Here is a 21479-nt window from a genome sequence, read left to right as displayed (position 1 = left end):
TATAAGTACTATTTCACCCACAAACTATCGGTAAAGTAGTATTTGCAATCCATAAAGTTTTTGGTAACGGTAAAGCCTGCCTCGTTAGCAAGAATATCAATATCCTCAAAACTATATTTCTGCGAAAGCTCCGTCCAAATTAACTCATCTTTCTCAAAATGGAATGTAGTGTCTAGCACCATACTATGAAAGTGTTGTTGCTTTAAACTTACCAAGTAGCTGTTTACCTCGCCTGTTTTTGGGCTGTAATTGCTATAAAAATCAAACTGGTCCAGTTTAATATCAGCATCCAACTCGTTATTTATACGGCTCAGTAAGTTCATATTAAAGGCTTTGGTTATACCCTGTGCATCGTCGTAGGCTTTTTGTATAATATGCGGATTCTTTTTTAAATCCATACCCATAAGCAGCATATCACCTTTTTTCATGCCCGCATTAAACTTTCGTAACAAGCCTAAGGCATCTTGGCGCAGGTAGTTGCCTATATTACCGCCTAAAAACAGGAATAGGTTAGGGGTGGTATCTTTACTCAGGGTTTCCAGCACTTTAAAATAATCGCCCGTTTTAGGCTTCATTTTTATGTTGGGTAGTACGCTGGTAATATTCTTTTCGAGGGCATCTATAGCCTCTTGCGATATATCGATAGGTACATACGTAAAATCAGCCCCTTTCTCCATAAAAGTGCTTAGCAGTTGTTTGGTTTTTACGCCATCGCCACTACCAAATTCCACAATATTAAAACGCTCGTTAAAAGGCAACTCGTTTAATATGTTACCCGATTGCTGCGATAGTATTTCGAACTCACATCCTGTAGGGTAATATTCGGGCATTTTCATGATTTCCATAAAAATACGGCTGCCGTTATCATCGTAAAAGTATTTGGATGATAGGTGTTTTTTCTCGTCAGTAAGTCCCTTAAGCACATCGGCTGCAAAGGAGTTTACGGGTATCTCTGTTGCTTTGTCCATTTATTTTTTTACAAGGCGAATGCCATTAAATTGCCAACGTTCGTTGGGGTGAAAAAAGTTGCGGTAGGTGTTACGGCTGTGCTCGGGGCTTGTAGCACACGATGCCCCACGGAGTACCATTTGGTTAATCATAAACTTACCATTATACTCACCCACAGCACCATCGGGTTTGTTGTAATTGGGGTAGGGCAGGTAGGCACTATTTGTCCATTCCCAACGTTGCCCCCAGTCCAACTTGTTAGATGCTGTTTCCCACTCCTGTTCGGTAGGCAATCGCATCCCTTTCCATTCGGCATAGGCAGCAGCTTCGTAAAAACTAATGTGGGTTACTATGGCATTGGGGTTTACATCGTGTAAGCCTACCATAGTAAATTGTTGCCATTTGCCGTTTATGTTGTGCCAGTACAGCGGGGCGTTAATGTTGTTTTGGTTTACCCATGCCCAACCCTCGTCCAGCCAATAGTTAAAATTGGTATAACCGCCTGCCTCCATAAATTCCATGTACTCGGCATTGGTTACTAGGTTAATGGCTATATCAAACTCGTGCAGGTAGGTTTTGTGCCTGCCATGCTCGTTATCGTAACTAAAACCATTGGTATTACAACCAATTTCGTACACCCCTTCGGGTATGGTTATAAATCCTAAATGGCTATTGGTTTGCTGCTCCCAATTAATATCCTCGTTATAAATAGGGAATGTTGGGTTGCAACTAAGTATGTATTTTATATCGGTAAGTAAAAGTTCTTGGTGTTGTTGCTCGTGGTTAATCCCGAGTGTTGCTAAGCTGTGTACGGCTTCGTTTTTTAGTTGTAGTACCAACTCCATGTGTATGTCTACATACTTGCGGTAGGCATATATTTCTTCTACACCAGGGCGAGTTATGGCACCCCTGTCGGCTCTAAAAGTGCGGTCGCCCACATTATTGTAGTAGCTGTTAAACAGGAAACAAAAATCGGGGTTGTATACCTTATAGTTGGGTAAGTGCTGTGTGAGTATAAACTGCTCAAAAAACCAAGTGGTATGGGCTAAGTGCCATTTGGGTGGGCTAACAAAAGCTGCAGGTTGTGGTACATAATCTTCTGTTTGCAGTAATCTGCATATCGCTTCAGTATGCTGCCTTACGGTGGTATATGTGTCTAAAAGAGTCATTTTTGTAAGAGGTAATAGATTTTAAAATTACAAATTATGCCTAGCAGAATACTTCGGACTGTCTTTTTTAACCAAAAAATAACAATTGTTGCGATAAACAATGTAAAACTAATACAAAAGCCCGTTTACACCCGAATTGACTACAATTTATAAAATTTATGGCAACCTGCCCGTTGTAAGCCAGTAATAAATTAGATTTAGTACAAATAGCTCCGTACGTTTGGATTTTTAAACATTTACTTTAGCTTTGCACTGCAAACAAACAGAAAAGTAAAAAAGATAGAAATCATGTTATTTATAAATTCGACATATAAGCAAGAGTGTGCAGCGGACGGTGTTCGTGCATTCAGGTCGGGTTTAATAGATAATTTTAGTTTTAGATAACAATCTATTTTTAAAAATATACAAACCCAGACTTGAAAAAGCTCTGGGTTTTTTTATGCACAACATAGTATGATAATAGCATATAAAAAAATACACATTCAGCCATGCAACAACCCACTATTTGGGCTTGTACTACCATGCGGTAAACCGGATATTCCCTGTTGAAAGGAGGAATAATGCCTTTGCATTGTGCAAAGCCCGGTTCTGAAACAGAATCGGGCTTTTTTTATGCTGGGCGGTGGAATGAAAAACAACAGAGCATACAACAGAACAATAAATAATTAGATGATAAAAAGAACAACAGGCTTCACGTAAACCAACAAGCAAGTGTAGCCAAAACACGTAACGCTATGGAAAAGCAAATAACAGTAATGAGTAAAACCGCTTTTGCCAAAATGGTAGAACGCGCCTACACCACCCCACCCCTATTGCAAGGTAACAAGGGTACACTAGCAAGTGTAATAACCAGCCACTTTGCACAAATGAGTCTGCAAAACAACGTATGGAAGCGCGATACGTTTCGTGCGTTGCTATTGCAATTGCATGCAGAGGGCTGCTTTACACTACTTAAAAACCCAGGCTTTATAGCAGTTTTGGCAAACATTAGTGCCTTTGGTAACAAAACAGTACGCGACATACAAGGTTGGAAAAAAGAAACCGCTGTGCCCGAAGCACAACTAGCAAGCCTAATAAGGTACAGCTTTGCAAAATACCCCGTACCCGAATTTTTGGAGCATGTATTTAATACCGATAAAAAAGTACACATGTACTGGTACATACAGCTAGGTAGGGGCGATAGTGTTTTGGCACTAAGCGGTTTTCCTGTAAGCTACACCAGTAGTATGGCACACTGGTTTAGGCTTACACCGCCAACCTATACTGTACCCCAAGCCATACGCCGCGCACAAGCACTAGGGTACGGCGCAACGACCGAAAGAGCTGAGGTTATAGCATGGTCGGTACTGGCAAATGGTTTTGAAAATGAAGTGTTTTGGGCAAAAGTGGTACAATTTGTAGCCAAAGTAAAAGAAGAGGTATCGCTTGATAAGTTGCAAGTAGTACTGGAACATTTGGAAGCGCTTAGAGTACAACAGCCCGACATAAACATGAAAGGCAGAACATGGGATGCATTGTTACGACAAGCTGAAATGTGGAAAGCCGAAATGGTAAAACGTAACGATGCAGCAGGTTATATGCAATGGAAGCCTGCCGAGATAACAGATTTTTATAAAGCAGAAGGTAATGTAGTGTACCGAACCGTACAACTTACATCATCAGAAGCATTGTATGAAGAAGGATACGAAATGAACCACTGTATTGCTGAATTTACCGACGATTGCGCATTGGGAGAAGCAGCGATATTCTCGTTACGAGCATACAATAGTAACGCTACCGATACCGATTTTAGGAGAATACTAACCATAGAGGTATGCCTTAAAACAAACGATATACTAGAAGCTAAAGGTAAGTATAACGAAATGCCTACCCAAGAGGAAGATAAACTTGTAAAAGAGTGGGCAGCAAAAGAAAAGCTAACTTTTAGTTGCGAGTATTACGATGGCTTTTATGAGCCCCCAACAGAAGAGGTTCGGGAAGAGCAATACACTGTAACTATTAATGGTTGGTGTATAGCATTAGGGGCTATAATTGTATTATTAATTAGAGGTTGTGTAGCCTAATACCCAGCTAAAATTAAAAGCAGGGCAGCTTACCTGCCCTGCTACTTAAAAACAAAAAATTAATCGCCTGTAAAGGCAAACAAAAAATAACAATGGGAATTAACACCTACGAAGTAATGTACATACAAGCAAAGGATAATTACCCTTACGATGTACATGAATGTATAGAAAAATTGCAATATGTAATTGCTGCTGATGATGAGCATGCAGGAGCACATTGCCTAATGGGACAAATATACGACGAGCAGTTGCAAGACTATAAACAAGCCGAATATTACTACAGGATGACGTTGTACTTAGATAAACACTATACCCCTGTATACTACAAATACGTAGCCTTGCTTATAGAATTGAACAGGTTTGAGGAAGCCCTCAAAATTATTGAAATTGGACTAAAAGTATCAGGAATAGATGAGGCAATTTTAGTGTCGTACAAAGGAGTATTATACGAAAAATTCCAAATGTATGGTACGGCTATAGGTTACTTTAACGAGGCAAAAATGCTATGCCTTTGTAATACCTTTATGGATGCCATGGACGATAATATTAAACGAGTAAAAAAGAAAAAAGCACTCGCTAAAAAAAGGGTTAAAAAATCGTCTGGTAAAAACAAGAAAGCCAAAAAAACATCCTGATACTAAAAACCGCCCCAACTGGGGCGGCTTTTTATTTAAATTGTCTTAGAGTATTGCTGTAGGTCACTACGTATTTATTACCATCATATCTTTTTCTTTGGATATAAATATATTTATAATTTACGTTGTGTTTCTTTTTTAGGTTAAAAGAATAATTTAAACTTAAATCAGTAACTTTTACATCAAAAGTATTATTTATACGTACAATTTTAGCTAGCCCTAGTGAACGATCACTTTTTATAGTATCATTAAATAAAATTTTGTTACGAGTTTCTACCCTTATTAAATCTTTTTTGAAAACACTTGTGAAAATAATAATGGAAAAGATAGAGTCTTTAGCTTTGAAGTCATCTAAAAACTTATTTCTACTATCATCACTTAATGTCCATTCATACTCAGCAAATTTTATTCGGGGTGACGAACATCCATGTAAAATAATTGATGTAAGAGCTAAGCATAAAATAAATGTTCTCATAAAATTGATATAATATTATTTAATTTCTCCCATCTTCATCAGGATATAAGGTATACACAGGTTCGCTTTGCCAATACCGCTTCGTTTCAGCATCTATAATAGTAAGTGGCCCTTTGTGGGCAGCCCCCGTATCAATATTCCAAACATTGGCCTTATTTATAGGTGTAGTTTTGCCAATACGTGTTACAGCGGTATGCCCTATAAAAATTTCGTTGTATACCTTTAAGCGTTTAGGATACACTGGGTCGTCTCTATCCAAACGATCATCAAGTGCCAGCGCAGTTTCCCAAAGAGTTCTGTCCCAGTAAAACATATGCGGGGCAAATTCGTTTGCTACACCGTGCAAGTTGGTAAAACCAGCGTGTAAAAACAATTTATTATTATCGTTGAGGTAGTAATCCTCTAATTCCTCCAAAAACGCTTGGTGTATGGCTTTTTTTTCTTCTGCCACCTTAGCATACACTTCTGCCGTAATTTTACCACCATGTTTAAACCACAATTCGTTATGCTTTCCAGTTTTCATCCAGTTTAGCAATAACTCATCATGATTACCCCGCATAAATATGCAATTGTGCGTTAGCCTAAGCTCCAATAAAAAATCAATTACCTGTATTGATTGACTCCAGCCGTCAACATAATCGCCCAAAAAAACAAGGGTATCATCCGTAGTTACATTAGCCCGCTCCAAAATTTGTTGCAACGCTATATAGGCACCGTGTATATCGCCAATTACTAAAGTTCTGCTCATTGTTATTATAAAAATCGTTTTGAGTAAAGTAACGAAAAGATTTGTGTACTTCAAAAAACACATTCTTTAATTATAATTTAAATTTTGCTGCAAATATTTAAATATAATATAGTCGCATGCTATTTTTTAACATTAAAAATAACAATTTGATAAATTTGAATAAAGAAAATTAATTATATTCGAGATATTAATTTCAATTAAAACATTACTATTATGAAAAAAGTTATCGGCACAGCCTTGTGCTTGGTTTTCCTATTCTCATGTTCGGAAAACAACGATGTAGAAACGTCAAACCAGAGTTTGGAAATTGAAAAGGCACTTAGTGATTACAATGATGCCTTCTTCAATTCATCAACACCTCGACCAAAATTAAGTGTTAAGAAACTGCAACAAATTATTTCGGCTGATTTTGAAGCAGCATCATTTGAATCTATTTATTATTCTGAATACCCACCTAATGGTTCTACTGCTGCTTGGGCTTCGTATGCTGTTGGTCGTCCCAATGAAAATGGAGATATAGATATTCCACCTCCTATGCACGGTGATTTTAATGTTATTTACGAAGTTCCAGAAGAATTTGTAGAAACATCAGATATAGGACAACAGCACAATGATTTTTTATCAAACGTTTTTTTTGGTGATACCGCAATGGAAGATTATTTGGTAGATACCTATGGTGAAGAATTTTTAGTACATTATAATTCTGATGCTTATCAAAATAACAAAAATATAGCAATTGAGGTTACAAATGCTTACATAGAAGGAGATTACGGACCATCTTACTTATCAACTGCATACAGAGAGCATGGTTTAATTTCTGAGAATGTAAGAGTTGTATTATCACTATTTTCAGAAGCTTTCTTCGAAACATCATCTGATTCTGAAATTACCGCTATTTTAGAGTATTATTCGCAAACGGTGTACGAATCTAATGAGTTAACACATTCGGATAAAGTAGCTTTATTCTCTGCTTTTTCAGTAGCAAGAAGTTCATCTAACTATTGGAATAATTTTGAAAATTAAGTTATTGTAATACAATTATAAACACCCAAAGTAGTTTATACAAACTAAGCCAAAGCATTTAATTGTTTTGGCTTATTGCTTTTAGGCGTATTTCATTTTACGTAGTACACGCATGGCTTCTTTAAACGAAATATACACGTTTTTATCAGGGTGCGCTTTTAGTAGTGGTTTTGCCTCTATTAGTTTTTGTTTGGCATCATCAAAACCGTTGAGGTAACAAATCATAAGCGTATGGGGTAGATTATTCATATCTCTATCCTCGCGTTCGGATAGGGGTAACCCCTTTTGCAGTTTTGCAATAAGTGCCAAGTTAGCGTTATAAATGTGGTGCATCATTTTACGGTTGTACTGCGGAGGGTCAAAAAGTAGGGTAGAGTTTATTTTATAGTAGCCATTATCGTGAAAGTTAATAGTTACTTTCTCTAACGGGTAATAACTCGTACGGTCGTTAAGCCCTAACGAAACATATTCGGTAATCGAAAAATTACTTTCATCGTACTCAATTTGCACCTCATCAAGTGTAGAGTAAAACAGCTTCACTTGTTCGTTTATCAACTCAATATCCACGCGCGAATAGTAGGTTTTACCACGAACCATCTTTTTGTTTCCTGCCCAGCATACAATAAACAACTCTTTAAAGACTTTATACTCTGCCACCATGTTTTTTTTGTGGTTGTTCAGGAAATCAATAACGCCCTCTAGGGTGTGGGCTATGCTGTTGTGCGAACTGTTCTCAATATCAATAACCGTAGCCGTATTTTGGTAATTCATTTCCTCATTACGGTCTACAGGAATAGAGTTGCTCCCACGCCGCATAAAAACAGCCCCATACGGAATGTTATGTATAAATTTTTTAAAGGACGATATTTTATTGTTGGGGCGTATGGTTACCAAACCTACTACTTTGTGCTTGGGCAAGTTAGGGAAAGGTACGTTTTCGTATTGTATTCTGGGCGGATTATCCAAGTAGGCGTTTACTAGGTTTTGTATACGGCTATCGTCGTAAAAATCGGCGCCCCGAATTTCGTTGTCTTTATCCTCAACACCTACTACAATATACGAGTTATTGGAAGGGTTGGAGTTGGAGAGCGCACAGATGTGTTTTACGAATTTACCTTTGCCCTCTTTAGTATGTAAATTTAACTGTCGCTTTTTATCATAAAAACTACTCTCATCATTGTGAGCCAGTAAGTTTTTTATGAGTAAGCGTTTGTTTATCATTATTTAAGCTCTCTATCCTGTAAGGTCTGTAGTACCTTGTAGGTATTCATTATTATATCAATTATAAATACAGCTTTTTATTCATACCTACAAGGTACTACAGACCTTACAGGATTTGTTTAGCTAGCTATATACAAATGGCTTTTTACGGGTAAGTATTTCACTTATTACCAATTGAAGCTCTTTATCCTGCGAGGTTTACAAAACCTCGTAGGTATTTATTACTTACAGCCGACTTACAATTTAGACCTACAAGGTGCTACAGACCTTGCAGGACTTGTTTAGTTAGCTATATCCAAATGGCTTTTTACGGGTAAGCATTTCATTTATTACCAGTTTAAGCCCTTTATCCTACAAGGTTTACAAAACCTTGTAGGTATTTATTATTATATCAATTATATATGTAGCTTTTTGTTCAGACCTACAAGGTGCTACAGACCTTGCAGGACTTGTTTAATTAGCTATATTCAAATAGTTCTCTCACGGGTAAGTATTTCACTTATTACCAGTTGAAGCTCTTTATCCTACGAGGTTTACAAAACCTCGTAGGTATTTATTCTTACAGCCGACTTACAATTCAGACCTACAAGGTCTCAAAGACCTTGCAGGATGTTTTAATTATCTTTATTTAAAATAGTTGCTCCTGCCTGTGCTGTAGGCAGTACCATAAGGTCGGCAATATTAACATGATACGGTCGTGTTACCACGAAGGTAATAATATCGGCAATATCATCGGCTTGTAAAGGTTCGTACCCTTTATATACATCGGTGGCTCTTTCAACATCGCCTTTAAAGCGCACTTCGCTAAACTCGGTGGCTACCAAACCAGGGTTAATTGCTCCTACACGGATGCCGTATTGGTTCAAATCCATGCGCATACCTTGGTTAATAGCATCTACGGCGTGCTTGCTGGCGCAATATACGTTACCGTTGGTATATACCTCTTTACCAGCTATTGAGCCTATATTAATAATATGTCCCTGTTTACGCACTATCATGCTCGGGATGATAGCTTTAGACACATAGAGTAGCCCTTTAACGTTAATATCAATCATAGCATCCCAATCGTTAGTATCGCCATTTTGTATCGGGTCTAACCCATGTGCGTTGCCTGCGTTGTTTACCAATATATCAATAGTAGTAAACTCGGCAGGAATGCTAGCTATAGCGCTATCCACCGCTTGCTTATCCCTAACATCAAAGTTTAGTGTGTATACTTGCGTTTGTGTGCTTAGCTCATTTTGTAGGGCTTTTAGCCTATCGTTACGCCTGCCGCATAGTATTAATTTAAAATTGTGTTTGGCAAAGTGGTGGGCTGTTGCCCTACCTATACCACTGGTTGCACCTGTTATTAATGCTGTTTTCATCTTTTTTTAGTATCTTTTATTATTCGTTTAAATGTCGTAATGTTGAAAGTTTAAAAAGTTACTCGGAGCAACTTTAAACATTGAACTTTCAAACTTTACAACTCAATTAAGGCACTTTATGCCCCATACTCTCCGTCCAAATAGCAAACCAGTCCTCTAGCTCTAAAGTTAAATTAGCTGCTTTCATCTGGTTTTTCAATCTGTCGGGATTGGTCGATCCCGTTGCAGGTACAATACCTGCGGGGTGTTGCATTATCCACGCCAGTAGTATAACATCGGCAGTAACCTCATATTTTATAACCAATGTCATTAACAACTCTTTTAGGCGTTGTGTTTGCTTAGTATCGGTTTTAAAAATACTCCCTAAGGGGCTCCATGCCAATGGTTTTATATTATTTACCTGCATATAATCTAAAGAGCCATCTAGCATTGCGCTGTGTTGCGTAGCCGAAAACTCTATTTGGTTGCAAAACACCTCGGTACGGCTCCTAATTAAATCGGTTTGCGTATTGGTAAAGTTCGATACCCCGAAGGCTTTAATCTTACCGTCTTTTTGTAGCTGTGCTACCGCTTCGGCAATTTCGTCGGGTTGCATTAATGGGCTAGGGCGGTGCAGTAAAAGTACATCCAAATAATCGGTTTGTAAGTTCTGCAACGACCCTTCTGCCGATTGTATAATGTACTCCTTACTGTAGTTGTAATGCTTTATTGTATTATTACGATTACCATCGGTATGTTGTATACCACACTTTGATATTAATTGTATATCCTCCCTAGTAATACTATTGGTTGCCAAGGCAGTACCAAATTCAGCTTCGGTAGTATAACCACCATAAATATCGGCGTGGTCAAACGTAGTAATACCATATTCAAGGCAAGCATGCATAAGCTCCGTCATTTGGCTTGTGTTCATTTTTTTGCCCCAAATGCCCCAACTCATAACTCCTGCAACAATAGGCGATAGTGTAATGTTCATGTAATGTGTTTGTATTTTAGTATTGTGTGCTTTTTGCAAAGAGCTTAAAATGGTAAACCTAACACGTGTTAGATGTTACTACCGTTTTGCCATTGCGATGCTAAAAGTAGCAAAAAATTGCCGATGTAAGGCAGGGCATCCCCATACCAATCCGCTACATTTAACATGTCGTTAACAACAAAACATATATTAAATTTCAATTTGCATCGTTACATTAGCATTGTTAACTTCACACCACCAAAAATAAACATACGTATGGAAGAAAATACCGCTGCTTTAGACATCAGGGCGATTAATGAAAAGATAGAGCGTGAAAGTGCTTTTATAGACCTGCTTGTTATGGAAATGAACAAGGTAATTGTGGGGCAAAAGTACATGATAGAACGCTTGCTTATAGGTTTACTAGGGCAAGGGCATATATTGCTTGAGGGTGTGCCAGGGCTAGCAAAAACGCTAGCTATTAACACACTATCCCAAGCTGTGCAAGGTAGCTTTAGCCGTATACAGTTTACGCCCGATTTGTTACCTGCCGATGTAGTAGGTACTATGATATACAACATGAAGCAAAATGAGTTTACCATAAAAAAGGGACCCATTTTTGCCAACTTTGTACTTGCCGATGAGATAAACCGTGCACCCGCCAAAGTGCAAAGTGCACTGCTAGAAGCCATGCAAGAGAAACAAGTAACCATTGGCGAGGAAACTTTTACCTTAGAAAAACCTTTTTTAGTAATGGCAACCATGAACCCTGTAGAGCAAGAAGGTACGTACCCACTACCCGAAGCACAGGTAGATCGTTTTATGCTAAAAGCGGTTATCGATTATCCTAAAATTGAAGATGAGCGTTTGGTAATGCGTAACAACCTAAAAGGCAGTTTTGAGAAAGTAAACCCAGTAGTATCGGTAGACCAAATTTTGCGTGCGCAACAAGCCGTACGCGAGGTATATATGGACGAGAAGATAGAAAAATACATTCTCGACCTCATCTTTGCAACCCGTTATCCCGAAAAATACAATTTAGAGAATCTAAAACCACTCATTAGTTTTGGGTCGTCGCCAAGGGGTAGTATTAACTTAGCCAACGCGGCAAAATGTTATGCATTTATAAAACGCAGGGGCTATGTAGTACCCGAAGATGTAAGGGCTGTAGTACACGATGTGCTCCGCCACCGTATTGGTATAACCTACGAGGCAGAAGCCGAAAATGTAACCTCTATCGACATCATTAATAAAATAGTTAATGAGGTTGAAGTGCCATAACCTCCCCCAGCCCCTCCAAAGGAGGGGAGCGGGTGGGTGAAACCAAGTAATAATCGTCAAATTTCCCCTCCTTTGGAGGGGTTAGGGGAGGACAAATGGATACAAAAGAGATACTAAAAAAAGTACGTAAAATAGAAATTAAAACCCGAAGGTTGAGCGATCATATCTTTTCGGGCGAATACCATACATCCTTTAAAGGGCGGGGAATGACGTTTAGCGAGGTGCGTCAATACCAGTTTGGCGACGATGTGCGTGCTATAGATTGGAACGTTACCGCACGTTATAACGAACCCCACATAAAAGTATTTGAAGAAGAGCGCGAACTTACCATGATGCTAATGGTAGATGTAAGCGGCTCGCAAAGCTTTGGTACACAAAACGCCTTTAAAAAAGATATAGTTACAGAAATTGCTGCTACCATGGCATTTTCGGCAACCCAGAACAACGATAAAATTGGGCTGATTTTATTTTCAGATACTATAGAGCTTTTTATACCGCCCAAAAAAGGAAAATCGCACGTATTGCGCATTATTCGGGAGCTTATTGAGTTTCATCCCAAAAGTAAAAAAACCGATGTAGCACAGGCATTAAAATTCCTGTCGGGCGTACAAAAAAAGAAAGCCATTGTATTTTTAATATCCGATTTTATGGCAGGCGATTATGAGCATACCCTAAAAATAACTGCCAAACGCCACGATATTACAGGCGTACGCGTGTACGACCATAGCGAGGAGCACATTCCTAATTTGGGTATTGTAAACATGACGGATGCCGAAACAGGCGAAACACAATTGGTAAATACAGGCTCCAAAGATATTAGGCTGCAATACCAAAAATACTACCGCGATAAAGTGCAGTATTTTAAAGAAACCTTTAGCCGTTGCGGGGCAGGTACCGTAACTACCCGTACAGACGAATCGTATGTAACCAAGTTGCTTGGCTATTTTAAGGCAAGATAAATATATAGCTGAATAACGATGAAACACACCAAAATAAAACACTATACACTACTCTTGCTACTGGTTGCTGCCACCGCCTTTGCACAGCAACCCAAAGTAGCTACGAGTATTGATTCTACGCAAATAAAAATAGGGTCGCAGTTTAACCTAACCCTAAAAACAACCGTAGATACCACCGCCCAAGTCAACTTCCCCGAAGGGAAAAACTTCGGGCTACTAGAGGTACTGGAATCGTATCCTGTAGATACCGTTCGGAACGAGGAAAACAACGCCCAATACGAGCTTGTAAAAAAATACGGACTTACCCAGTTCGATTCAGGGCGATATATCATTCCGCGCCTATCCGTATTCATCAACAATAAAAACATCCGTACCGATTCGTTAGCTATTGAGGTTACCCCAGTGGTAGTCGATACCCTCAAGCAAAAAATGTACGATATTAAAGATGTAGCTACTGCCGAAAGTAATAGTTTGTTATGGCTCTGGATTGTGTTAGGCATACTGCTCGCGGCAGGTATTGGTTTTGGCGTATGGTGGTACCTAAAAAAACGTAAACAACCAGCACCCGAACCTGAAGAAGAATTCCACGCATCGCCTATAGAAAAAGCAACCACGCAACTACAAGTACTCGAAAATAAAGCCCTATTAGATAAAGGCGAAGTTAAAAACTACTATAGCGAGTTAACCGATATTGCCCGTACTTATATTGAGGAGGCAATACACATACCCGCTATGGAAAGCACCACGAGCGAGCTAATTAATGCCATGCGTACGGCAGTGCGCCGAAAAAACATGAAGCTCAGCCAAGAAACGTTTGAGCAACTAGAACGGGTTTTGCGCAATGCCGATTTGGTAAAGTTTGCCAAAATGCGCCCCGTAGCACACGAAATTGCTGACGACCGTAGTCGTATCGAAAAAACAATAGTGGTTATCGACCAAAGCATACCCGAAGAAAAAGAGGAGGACGAAGAGCATACCTTAGCATGGCTAAATGCCCAACGCAAAAAAGAAAAGCGCGAACGCCGTAAACGCAACCTAATTATTAGTATTGCTACCGTTGTAGTAGTGGCGGGCGCATTATTCTACTTTTTGGGTAGAAACATAATGCGCGAGTACGTAACAGGCATCCCCACCAAAGAGCTATTGGATGGCGAGTGGGTAAAAAGCAACTACGGTAGCCCACCCATAACGATAGAAACGCCAGAAGTACTCAAGAGGCAAGACCCCGAAAAGATACTACCCAAAGAGGCAATGGCGGTATTAAAAGATATGCAACTGTTTAGCTACGGTGCTATGGCAGACGATTTTTATGTAGTACTAAGCACCATGCACTACAAAGAGAAAAAAGACATACCGTTAGAGCAAGTAGCCGATGCTACCCTTAAAACAATGGAGGCACAAGGCGCAACCAATGTGTTGGTAAAAACCGAATCGTTTAGTACCCCAAATGGTATAAACGGCTTGCGTGCCTATGGTAACTTATCCATGCTCAATCTTGTTACTAAAAAGTCGGTGCGTATGTACTACGAGTTACTGCTGTTTAAACAAGATAACGGCTTGCAACAAGTAAACATAATGTACCGCGAGGGCGATGAGTATGCCCCGCAACTGTTGGACAGAGTTAAGAATTCGATAGAATTGACTAAGATAAATTAAAACATGGGAGACGTTACTTTTTTACATCCTGCTTTCTTTTGGCTGTTCCTGCTGTTGCCATTGGCAATAGGCTGGTACATTTGGAAACGAAAGCAACAAACAGCAACCCTTACCATAAGCACCCTAAATGGGTTTAAAGTAAAACCATCGGTAGTAGCCAAGCTAAAGCCTGTGCTTTTTGCCTTGCGCCTACTTGCCCTTAGCGCCATAATAGTGGCCTTAGCGCGCCCACGTAGCGTAGATGTAAGCAGCCGAACCAAAACCACACGCGGTATTGATATTGTTATGGCAATGGATGTATCAGGTAGTATGCTGGCAAAAGATTTAAAACCCAATAGGCTGGAAGCGCTTAAAGAGGTAGCAGGTACCTTTGTAGATAACCGCCTTAACGATAGGATAGGTTTAGTAGTATATGCAGGCGAAAGCTACACCAAAACACCCGTTACCAGCGACAAACAGTTGGTAAAAGAAGCAATAAAATCCGTAGCATACGACGATACCGTACTACAAGACGGTACAGGTATAGGCGTAGGGCTTGCCACCGCCATTAACAGGCTGAAAGAAAGCAAAGCCAAAAGCCGTATTATTATATTGCTTACCGATGGGGTAAACAACGCAGGGTTTATAGACCCCCGTATGGCTGCCGACATTGCTAAAGAGTATGGCATAAAAGTATATACCATAGGTTTAGGTACAAACGGCAACGCCCCATTCCCGTATGCTAAAGCTCCCAACGGACGCCTTTTATACCGCAACATGAAGGTAGAAATTGATGAAAATCTGATGAAAGAAATTGCCGAAAAAACCGATGGGCAATATTTTAGAGCTACCAGTAACAGCAAATTAAAGTCTATTTATGATGAGATAAACAAACTCGAAACCACCGAGATAAACGAAATGAAATTTTATAATTACGACGAGAAGTATCGCCCATGGGTATTAATAGCCCTTGGTTTACTCCTTGTTGAGGTACTGTTGCGCAAAACCATTTACAGAAGCTTTATTTAATTATGTACGAATTAGACGAATCAAAATACCTGTATCTCTTTGCCGTGCTCCCCGTAGTACTGTTGCTCTTTTTAGGCAACCTGTACTGGCAGCGCAAAAAGCAGCGTGCGTTGGGTAACCCCGAACTGGTAAAAAAACTAACGCCCGAGCGTTCGGTATTTAAACCCGTTGCCAAACTCATATTGTTATTATTGGGGCTGTCGGGCATAATTATTGCACTGGTAAACCCGAAAATAGGTACAAAAACCGAAACGGTAAAGCGTGAGGGTATCGATATTGTTTTTGCCATAGACGTATCTAAAAGTATGTTGGCAGAAGACGTAAAACCCAGCCGACTGGAAAAAGCAAAACAAATAGTTTCGCAAACTATAAACCAGTTGGGTAACGACAGGATTGGTATTGTAGGCTATGCAGGGAGTGCCTACCCCGTACTGCCCATAACGTCTGATTATAGTGTGGCAAAAATGTTTCTGCAAAGCATGAATACCGATATGGTATCGTCGCAGGGAACGGCTATTAGCGATGCGTTGGAACTTGCCACCACCTTTTTTGATGACCCGCAAACCAGTAAACTCGTTATTTTAATTTCCGATGGCGAAGACCACGGCGAGGGCAGTGCCGAAGCGGCACAAGCAGCCGAAGAAGCAGGCATTAAAATTATTACCGTAGGAGTAGGAACAAAAAAAGGAGGTACTATTCCGCTAAAGCGAAATGGTATAACCCAGACTTTTAAACGTGATAACGCAGGCGAGGTGGTAGTAACCAAAATGTATCCCGACCAGTTAAAAACCATAGCTGAAATTACAAAAGGAGGTTATGTGTACGGCAACAGTACCCGCAAAGTGTCCGACTACGTGAAGAATGCTTTGGAGAACATCGAAAAAACAGAATTCGAATCGAAAGAAGTATCCTTATACGAGTCGCAATACCAATGGTTTTTAGGCGCAGCATTTTTGCTGTTGTTCATCGAAATGTTCCTGTTGGAACGCCGTACGGCATGGATTAGAAAATTAAACCTGTTTAACGAAAAAGAATAAAATGAAAGTACAACTTACCTACATCCTGTTGTTTTTTACGGTATTCGCTTTCTCGCAGGAAGAAGAAAAAAGCGACGATACTTTTCTGCCGAAAGGCAATAAAGCATTTTCCGAAAAGCAGTACGCTGCTGCGGAGGCTGATTACCGTATAGCGCAATCTAAAACCCCAGCCAAGGCAGATGCAGCCTACAATTTAGGCAACGCTATTTACAGGCAAGACCAACCCAGAGAGTCGATGTACGCCTACCTAAAAGCGATAGAAAATGCCGAAACCAAAGCGCAAAAACACAAGGCATACCACAACATAGGCAATGCCTTAATGAAAGAAAAAAATTACCAGCAAGCCGTAGAGGCGTACAAAAATGCCTTACGTAACAACCCGTATGATGAGGAAACGCGCTATAACTTTGCTTTAGCCAAAGAAATGCTGGAGAAAAATCCACCGCCACCGCCACCAAAAGACGATAAAAACGACGACAAGGATAAAGATAAGAATAAGGAGGACAAAAGCCAGAAGCCCAAAGACGAAGGCGATAACAAGGACAAAGGCGACCAAGGTGACCAGAAAGATAAGGGGGATAAAGATGATAAGGGCGACCAAAAAGACAAAGGGGGTGGCGATGGCGACAAACAGGACAAAAAGCAGGGTGACGACCAAAAGGATAAAGGAGGCAAAGGCGATGGCAAAGAGGAAGAAGGACCCACACCGGGCAAACAGCAAATGCAACGTGTGCTGGATGCCATGAATAAAGAAGAAAAGAAAGTTCAGGATAAAATAAATGCCAAAAAAGTAAAGGTACAACCCAAACAACAGGAGAAAGACTGGTAACAGTTGTACCATTATGGCGACTAATTTGAAAACCAAACCGTATTCAAGTTAAGGAAGTAAAAAAAGATGAAGAAGTATTTAGTACTACTACTATTATGTTGTTTGCAGGGGCTTTACGCTCAGGTAGAATTTACCGCTACGCCCAGTAAAACCAAATTAGGGCTTAATGAACGGTTGCGTGTAGAGTTTACCATGACGGCAGATGGCGATAATTTCAACCCACCCCCATTTGATGGGTTTAATGCTGCAGGACCAAGCCAAATGATAAGCAACTCGTGGGTAAACAACAAACGCAGTTTTAGTAAAACCTATACCTATGTGTTAACCCCTACCGCACGTGGTACGTTTACCGTAGGGCAGGCAAGCATAGAGGTTGACGGAAAAACCTACAAAACCATTCCGTTTAAAGTTACCGTTACTGCAGCCGTAGATAAACCTAACGATCCTTTGGCAGCCGCAACAGAAAATGCAGGTAAAGGCATCCATGTAGTAGCAGAGGTTAGCAATTATAATCCCTATGTAAATGAGCCTATTACTGTGGTGTATAAGCTGTATGTAAGCCAAGATTCCAGCGTACGCGGTACCCGCCAAATGGATATCCCCCAGTTTAACGACTTTTGGAGTCAGGATATAAATGCATCGGGTAATACCATAAAACAAGGTACGTATAACGGCGAGAGCTACCGTTACATCGAACTTAAAAAAGTGGTATTGTACCCTCAAAAAAGTGGCAAACTGGAAATAGAGCCATTAAGCATGGAGCTTACTATTGATGTACCTACGGGTAGGCGCGACTTTTTTAACCGCCCGCTAATGACGCAAACACAAAAAGTAATGTCGTCGGGCTCCAAATACATTACTGTAAAACCGTTGCCAGAGCAAGGCAAACCTGCCGATTTTAGTGGTGCGGTAGGCGACTTTACTTTTAAAGTAACACCAAGTAAAACCACGTTAAGTGATGGTGAATCGTTACAACTTACTGTCGAAGTTTCGGGTAAAGGGAATTTAAAACTGTTCAGCCTACCCAAACCTGTTGTACCTGCTGCGTTAGAGATGTACGACCCCGAGCATAACGAGGATATTTCCATTCCGCTATCGGGTATGCAAGGTAGTATTTCGGATGTGTATGCGATAATCCCACAAAACAAAGGAAAGTACCCCATCAAAGAAATGGCATTTTCGTATTTCGATTTATCCGAAAAACGATATAAAACCATTACTTCGGAGGAGTTAATAATCGATGTACTCAGTGTGTCCAACACCACTGCCGATGCTACTGTTACGCCACAGGGCGCACAAAAGCAAGCGGTACAAACTACAGCGCAATTCCGTTTTGTAGCACTTAACACTACACTGCAACCCAAAAACAAGCAACACTTTTTTAGGTCGGTACTATTTTACATACTGTTATTGATGCCCTTTGTGCTGATACCGATTATTATGCTGCTGAAAAAGAAAAAACAAGCCCGAGATAACGATGTTACAGGCAATAAAATCAGGAAGAATAATAGGTTGGCTAAAAAATACTTATCCGAAGCCAAAAAGCATTTGGGTAACAAAGAGCCGTTTTATGTTTCGCTAGAGAAAGCCTTGCACAACTTCCTGAAAGCAAAATTGAGTATTGAAACATCCGAAATGACAAAACCAAACATTCAGGAGTTGTTATTGTCGCGTGGCGCGCAACAAGAAACCGTAACCGATTTTATTACGATAATGAACAATTGCGAGTTTGCACGCTATGCACCATCATCGGGTGCAGCCATGCAACAGGATTACGACCATGCAGTTGGCGTAATTACAAAACTGGAAAAAGAGATATAACTCCTGCAAGGAATCTAAGTCCTTGTAGGTATGAATAATATACAATAGCAAAACCTACAAGGTATTTAAAACCTTGCAGGAGTATAAAGTTAGCACGTACACAATGAAAAGAATACTATACATACTAACAGCTTTATTTTTTGTACAAGGCTTTGCACAATCAACTTTTGATGAGGGCAATGCGTTGTATAAAGAGGGCAAGTATAACGAAGCAGCCAAAGCCTACCAAAGTATTTTAGATGATGGTAAGCAATCGGCAGAGGTGTATTTTAACCTTGCCAATGCCTATTATAAAATGGATGCGGTAGCCCCTGCTATTTACAATTACGAAAAAGCATTGCTACTAAAACCCAACTACGAGGATGCTAAAATTAACTTAGGCTATGCCCAAAAAATGACGATAGACGACATACAGGCAGTACCCGAAGTAGGCTTCAGCAAAATAGTACACAACTTTACAGGTGCTTACCATTACGATGTCTGGGCATGGGGTGCCGTAATAGGTTCGGTATTATTCTTATTATGTTTTATAGGGTATTATTTTGCAGGTACTACCACGCTAAAACGTGTCTTTTTTATGGGTATGGTACTTATGTTTTTGGGTATTGTAGTAACCATACTTTCGGCAGTATTTGTAGAGGCAGAAAGTGCCAAACAACGCCCCGCTATTGTGTTTAACGAAGTAGTATCGGTAAAAAGCGAACCTACTGATGGCGCACCTGATGCTTTTATACTGCACGAAGGCACAAAAGTGTACGTTTTGGAAACACTAGGCAACTACAAAAAAATTGAACTTGCTGACGATACCGAAGGCTGGATTAAAAAAGATGCTATAAAAGAACTAAAGTAGGCGACTAATTTACAAATTGGAAAGTTTGTAATGTCTCAAAGTCTAAAAAAATCATATTATCATTACGAGGAGGTGCGCTAAACCAACTATCCTACAAGGTTTCTAAAACCTTGTAGGTTTAAAAGTGAGCGTTAACTAAGTTTGAGAACTCCAGAATACCTACAAGGTCTTAAAAAGACCTCGCAGGAGATGAAATGACCTTTTAGATTAAAACCTTGTAGGTATAATGTACTGAAAAGTTTGGTGGCTTAAATATTATATACCTGCAAGGTTTCCAAAACCTTGTAGGTCTAAAAATTAAGTTTGGAATTCCAAAACACCTACAAGGTCTCAAAGACCTTGCAGGATAGTGAATACCTTCTTCAGTTAAATACTTTTATAAAGCTCATCAATCCAAGAGTCGTTATCTTCCTCTTCTTCGTTTGGCGGAGGCGTTTGTTGCTCTTGTTCCTCCGTTTCCGATTGCTCCCAAAAACTATCCGACCATTCCGAGAACATTGGTGCTATAACACCATATACATCCAGTATAGGGTTGTAACACCACGATTCGTCGAGTGTTTTCTTATCAGCAAAATTATTATTCGTATTTAGTTTGGTAAACAGGTGTACCAGCACACTCAAAATCAGTAACCATTTCAGGAAACCAAAAATACCACCCAGTAGTTTATTAAGCCATCCCATAAGGGTAAACGTAGCTATTTTGGTAAGCAGCTTGCCTAACAAGATAACACCAACAACAGCAAGCGCAAACGTAATTACAAAAGCCGTAATTTTAATGTACTTTTCCTCCCAACTAACATATTCACTAATAAACGCGCCTGCATAGTCCGAAAACATTACCGAAACGTACAGCCCCACAAATAACGATACAAAGGCTGCCAGCTCAATAAAAAAGCCCCGCCATATACCTTTAATAAAGCCATACAGTAGCAAACCCAATATAATAATATCCATAACAGCCATAGCAGCAAAGGTAAACGTCCTGCTCAATAATTCAAAAATAAAAGGCTGCCCTGAATAACTTTCAACTCACTATCTTTGCGCAATAAATACAACCCAATGTCTAGAGACGAACAATTAAAAGAACGCTGGGAACAGCTCGTAACACTATTATCCGACCGTTTTGCCGATGGCGATACGCTGGACCTCGATGCCATAATTTACCTAATAGGCGTACAGGAACTGGGTAAATTCAACCGTAAATTCAAGAAAGACGATAAACTCAACCTAATGCACATAGCCATTTGCCGATTGTTAGAACCCTACGGCTATTATGAGTTTGATTATTTTGATGACGATGGTTGGCCACACTACACGGTAAAAGAGCAATTGCCAACCCTAAAAGCAGGCGAACAAAGCATATTAATGAAAGGGGCAATAGTAGATTATTTTATAGAGAATGGGCTAATTGCCTAAACCCAAGCATCACAATTA

At 39.8% G+C, this 21479-nt stretch carries 20 protein-coding genes; 12 read left to right on the top strand and 8 right to left on the bottom strand.

What is annotated here, in order from left to right:
• Positions 1-8 precede the first annotated feature (8 nt).
• Together K1I41_RS03580 and egtB are read right to left on the bottom strand one after the other, a co-directional pair.
• Positions 9-968 carry an L-histidine N(alpha)-methyltransferase gene (locus K1I41_RS03580; protein WP_220641316.1) on the bottom strand — a complete coding sequence of 320 codons (960 nt, stop codon included), beginning with the start codon at positions 966-968 and terminating at the stop codon, positions 9-11.
• Positions 969-2117: an ergothioneine biosynthesis protein EgtB gene (gene egtB, locus K1I41_RS03575; RefSeq protein WP_220641315.1), complete on the bottom strand. Its 1149-nt coding sequence runs from the start codon at positions 2115-2117 to the stop codon at positions 969-971.
• 734 nt (positions 2118-2851) lie between these two features.
• Here egtB and K1I41_RS03570 point away from each other — a divergent pair.
• Together K1I41_RS03570 and K1I41_RS03565 are read left to right on the top strand one after the other, a co-directional pair.
• Positions 2852-4180: a PcfJ domain-containing protein gene (locus K1I41_RS03570; RefSeq protein ID WP_220641314.1), complete on the top strand. Its 1329-nt coding sequence runs from the start codon at positions 2852-2854 to the stop codon at positions 4178-4180.
• Between the two features lie 92 nt (positions 4181-4272).
• The gene (locus K1I41_RS03565; protein WP_220641313.1) at positions 4273-4815 is read left to right on the top strand and encodes a hypothetical protein; all 543 of its coding nucleotides are present in this window, start codon (positions 4273-4275) and stop codon (positions 4813-4815) included.
• A 31-nt stretch (positions 4816-4846) separates the two neighbouring features.
• Here K1I41_RS03565 and K1I41_RS03560 read toward each other — a convergent pair whose 3' ends face one another.
• Positions 4847-5290: a hypothetical protein gene (locus K1I41_RS03560; RefSeq protein WP_220641312.1), complete on the bottom strand. Its 444-nt coding sequence runs from the start codon at positions 5288-5290 to the stop codon at positions 4847-4849.
• Positions 5291-5309: 19 nt separating this feature from the next.
• Positions 5310-6038 (bottom strand): metallophosphoesterase family protein, encoded by a 729-nt coding sequence (locus tag K1I41_RS03555; protein WP_220641311.1) that lies wholly within the window; start codon positions 6036-6038, stop codon positions 5310-5312.
• Between the two features lie 243 nt (positions 6039-6281).
• Between K1I41_RS03555 and K1I41_RS03550 the strand changes: the two genes are divergently transcribed.
• A complete protein-coding gene (locus K1I41_RS03550) occupies positions 6282-7061 on the top strand; it encodes a hypothetical protein (RefSeq protein WP_220641310.1) in 780 nt (259 codons plus the stop codon).
• An 81-nt stretch (positions 7062-7142) separates the two neighbouring features.
• On the opposite strand, the gene K1I41_RS03545 is transcribed toward K1I41_RS03550, so the two are convergent.
• From K1I41_RS03545 to K1I41_RS03535, 3 genes are all read right to left on the bottom strand, one after another.
• Positions 7143-8282 (bottom strand): ATP-binding protein, encoded by a 1140-nt coding sequence (locus K1I41_RS03545; protein WP_220641309.1) that lies wholly within the window; start codon positions 8280-8282, stop codon positions 7143-7145.
• A gap of 614 nt (positions 8283-8896) precedes the next feature.
• Positions 8897-9649, bottom strand: coding sequence for an SDR family NAD(P)-dependent oxidoreductase (locus K1I41_RS03540; protein ID WP_220641308.1), 753 nt, complete (start codon positions 9647-9649; stop codon positions 8897-8899).
• A gap of 106 nt (positions 9650-9755) precedes the next feature.
• On the bottom strand, positions 9756-10625 hold the full coding sequence (locus K1I41_RS03535; RefSeq protein WP_220641307.1) for an aldo/keto reductase: 870 nt from the start codon (positions 10623-10625) through the stop codon (positions 9756-9758).
• Positions 10626-10880: 255 nt separating this feature from the next.
• Between K1I41_RS03535 and K1I41_RS03530 the strand changes: the two genes are divergently transcribed.
• The 8 genes from K1I41_RS03530 (at position 10881) to K1I41_RS03495 (ending at position 20045) form a co-directional block, all read left to right on the top strand.
• Positions 10881-11885 carry an AAA family ATPase gene (locus K1I41_RS03530; protein ID WP_220641306.1) on the top strand — a complete coding sequence of 335 codons (1005 nt, stop codon included), beginning with the start codon at positions 10881-10883 and terminating at the stop codon, positions 11883-11885.
• 95 nt (positions 11886-11980) lie between these two features.
• Positions 11981-12844, top strand: coding sequence for a DUF58 domain-containing protein (locus tag K1I41_RS03525; protein ID WP_220641305.1), 864 nt, complete (start codon positions 11981-11983; stop codon positions 12842-12844).
• Between the two features lie 18 nt (positions 12845-12862).
• The gene (locus tag K1I41_RS03520; RefSeq protein ID WP_220641304.1) at positions 12863-14500 is read left to right on the top strand and encodes a BatD family protein; all 1638 of its coding nucleotides are present in this window, start codon (positions 12863-12865) and stop codon (positions 14498-14500) included.
• Between the two features lie 3 nt (positions 14501-14503).
• The gene (locus K1I41_RS03515) at positions 14504-15508 is read left to right on the top strand and encodes a vWA domain-containing protein (RefSeq protein ID WP_220641303.1); all 1005 of its coding nucleotides are present in this window, start codon (positions 14504-14506) and stop codon (positions 15506-15508) included.
• A 2-nt stretch (positions 15509-15510) separates the two neighbouring features.
• Complete coding sequence (locus K1I41_RS03510; RefSeq protein WP_220641302.1) at positions 15511-16545, top strand: VWA domain-containing protein; 1035 nt, start codon at positions 15511-15513, stop codon at positions 16543-16545.
• A gap of 1 nt (position 16546) precedes the next feature.
• Entirely contained in the window at positions 16547-17374 is an 828-nt protein-coding gene (locus K1I41_RS03505) for a tetratricopeptide repeat protein (RefSeq protein WP_220641301.1), read from the top strand.
• 66 nt (positions 17375-17440) lie between these two features.
• Positions 17441-19195 carry a BatD family protein gene (locus K1I41_RS03500; RefSeq protein ID WP_220641300.1) on the top strand — a complete coding sequence of 585 codons (1755 nt, stop codon included), beginning with the start codon at positions 17441-17443 and terminating at the stop codon, positions 19193-19195.
• A gap of 103 nt (positions 19196-19298) precedes the next feature.
• Entirely contained in the window at positions 19299-20045 is a 747-nt protein-coding gene (locus K1I41_RS03495; protein WP_220641299.1) for a tetratricopeptide repeat protein, read from the top strand.
• 366 nt (positions 20046-20411) lie between these two features.
• Here the strand turns inward: K1I41_RS03495 and K1I41_RS03490 are convergent, their stop codons facing one another.
• The gene (locus K1I41_RS03490; RefSeq protein ID WP_220641298.1) at positions 20412-21035 is read right to left on the bottom strand and encodes a CvpA family protein; all 624 of its coding nucleotides are present in this window, start codon (positions 21033-21035) and stop codon (positions 20412-20414) included.
• Positions 21036-21104: 69 nt separating this feature from the next.
• On the opposite strand from K1I41_RS03490, the gene K1I41_RS03485 reads away from it, so the two are divergent.
• Positions 21105-21461, top strand: a complete 357-nt coding sequence (locus K1I41_RS03485; RefSeq protein WP_220641297.1) for a hypothetical protein — start codon at positions 21105-21107, stop codon at positions 21459-21461.
• Positions 21462-21479 lie beyond the last annotated feature (18 nt).

The sequence above is a fragment of the Flavobacterium litorale genome, assembly GCF_019613795.1.
Lineage (GTDB): Bacteria > Bacteroidota > Bacteroidia > Flavobacteriales > Flavobacteriaceae > Flavobacterium > Flavobacterium litorale.
The sequence above is the reverse complement of the archived record's forward strand: the minus strand, read 5'-3'. Positions and strand labels throughout refer to the sequence as shown.

Bases quoted from the DNA above. Each gene is read 5' to 3' on its own strand.
- K1I41_RS03560 (WP_220641312.1), bottom strand. From the start codon at position 5,290: ATGAGAACATTTATTTTATGCTTAGCTCTTACATCAATTATTTTACAT.
- K1I41_RS03570 (WP_220641314.1), top strand. From the start codon at position 2,852: ATGGAAAAGCAAATAACAGTAATGAGTAAAACCGCTTTTGCCAAAATG.
- K1I41_RS03540 (WP_220641308.1), bottom strand. From the start codon at position 9,649: ATGAAAACAGCATTAATAACAGGTGCAACCAGTGGTATAGGTAGGGCA.
- egtB (WP_220641315.1), bottom strand. From the start codon at position 2,117: ATGACTCTTTTAGACACATATACCACCGTAAGGCAGCATACTGAAGCG.
- K1I41_RS03515 (WP_220641303.1), top strand. From the start codon at position 14,504: ATGGGAGACGTTACTTTTTTACATCCTGCTTTCTTTTGGCTGTTCCTG.
- K1I41_RS03505 (WP_220641301.1), top strand. From the start codon at position 16,547: ATGAAAGTACAACTTACCTACATCCTGTTGTTTTTTACGGTATTCGCT.
- K1I41_RS03530 (WP_220641306.1), top strand. From the start codon at position 10,881: ATGGAAGAAAATACCGCTGCTTTAGACATCAGGGCGATTAATGAAAAG.
- K1I41_RS03520 (WP_220641304.1), top strand. From the start codon at position 12,863: ATGAAACACACCAAAATAAAACACTATACACTACTCTTGCTACTGGTT.
- K1I41_RS03565 (WP_220641313.1), top strand. From the start codon at position 4,273: ATGGGAATTAACACCTACGAAGTAATGTACATACAAGCAAAGGATAAT.
- K1I41_RS03535 (WP_220641307.1), bottom strand. From the start codon at position 10,625: ATGAACATTACACTATCGCCTATTGTTGCAGGAGTTATGAGTTGGGGC.
- K1I41_RS03495 (WP_220641299.1), top strand. From the start codon at position 19,299: ATGAAAAGAATACTATACATACTAACAGCTTTATTTTTTGTACAAGGC.
- K1I41_RS03555 (WP_220641311.1), bottom strand. From the start codon at position 6,038: ATGAGCAGAACTTTAGTAATTGGCGATATACACGGTGCCTATATAGCG.
- K1I41_RS03510 (WP_220641302.1), top strand. From the start codon at position 15,511: ATGTACGAATTAGACGAATCAAAATACCTGTATCTCTTTGCCGTGCTC.
- K1I41_RS03485 (WP_220641297.1), top strand. From the start codon at position 21,105: ATGTCTAGAGACGAACAATTAAAAGAACGCTGGGAACAGCTCGTAACA.
- K1I41_RS03525 (WP_220641305.1), top strand. From the start codon at position 11,981: ATGGATACAAAAGAGATACTAAAAAAAGTACGTAAAATAGAAATTAAA.
- K1I41_RS03580 (WP_220641316.1), bottom strand. From the start codon at position 968: ATGGACAAAGCAACAGAGATACCCGTAAACTCCTTTGCAGCCGATGTG.
- K1I41_RS03500 (WP_220641300.1), top strand. From the start codon at position 17,441: ATGAAGAAGTATTTAGTACTACTACTATTATGTTGTTTGCAGGGGCTT.
- K1I41_RS03545 (WP_220641309.1), bottom strand. From the start codon at position 8,282: ATGATAAACAAACGCTTACTCATAAAAAACTTACTGGCTCACAATGAT.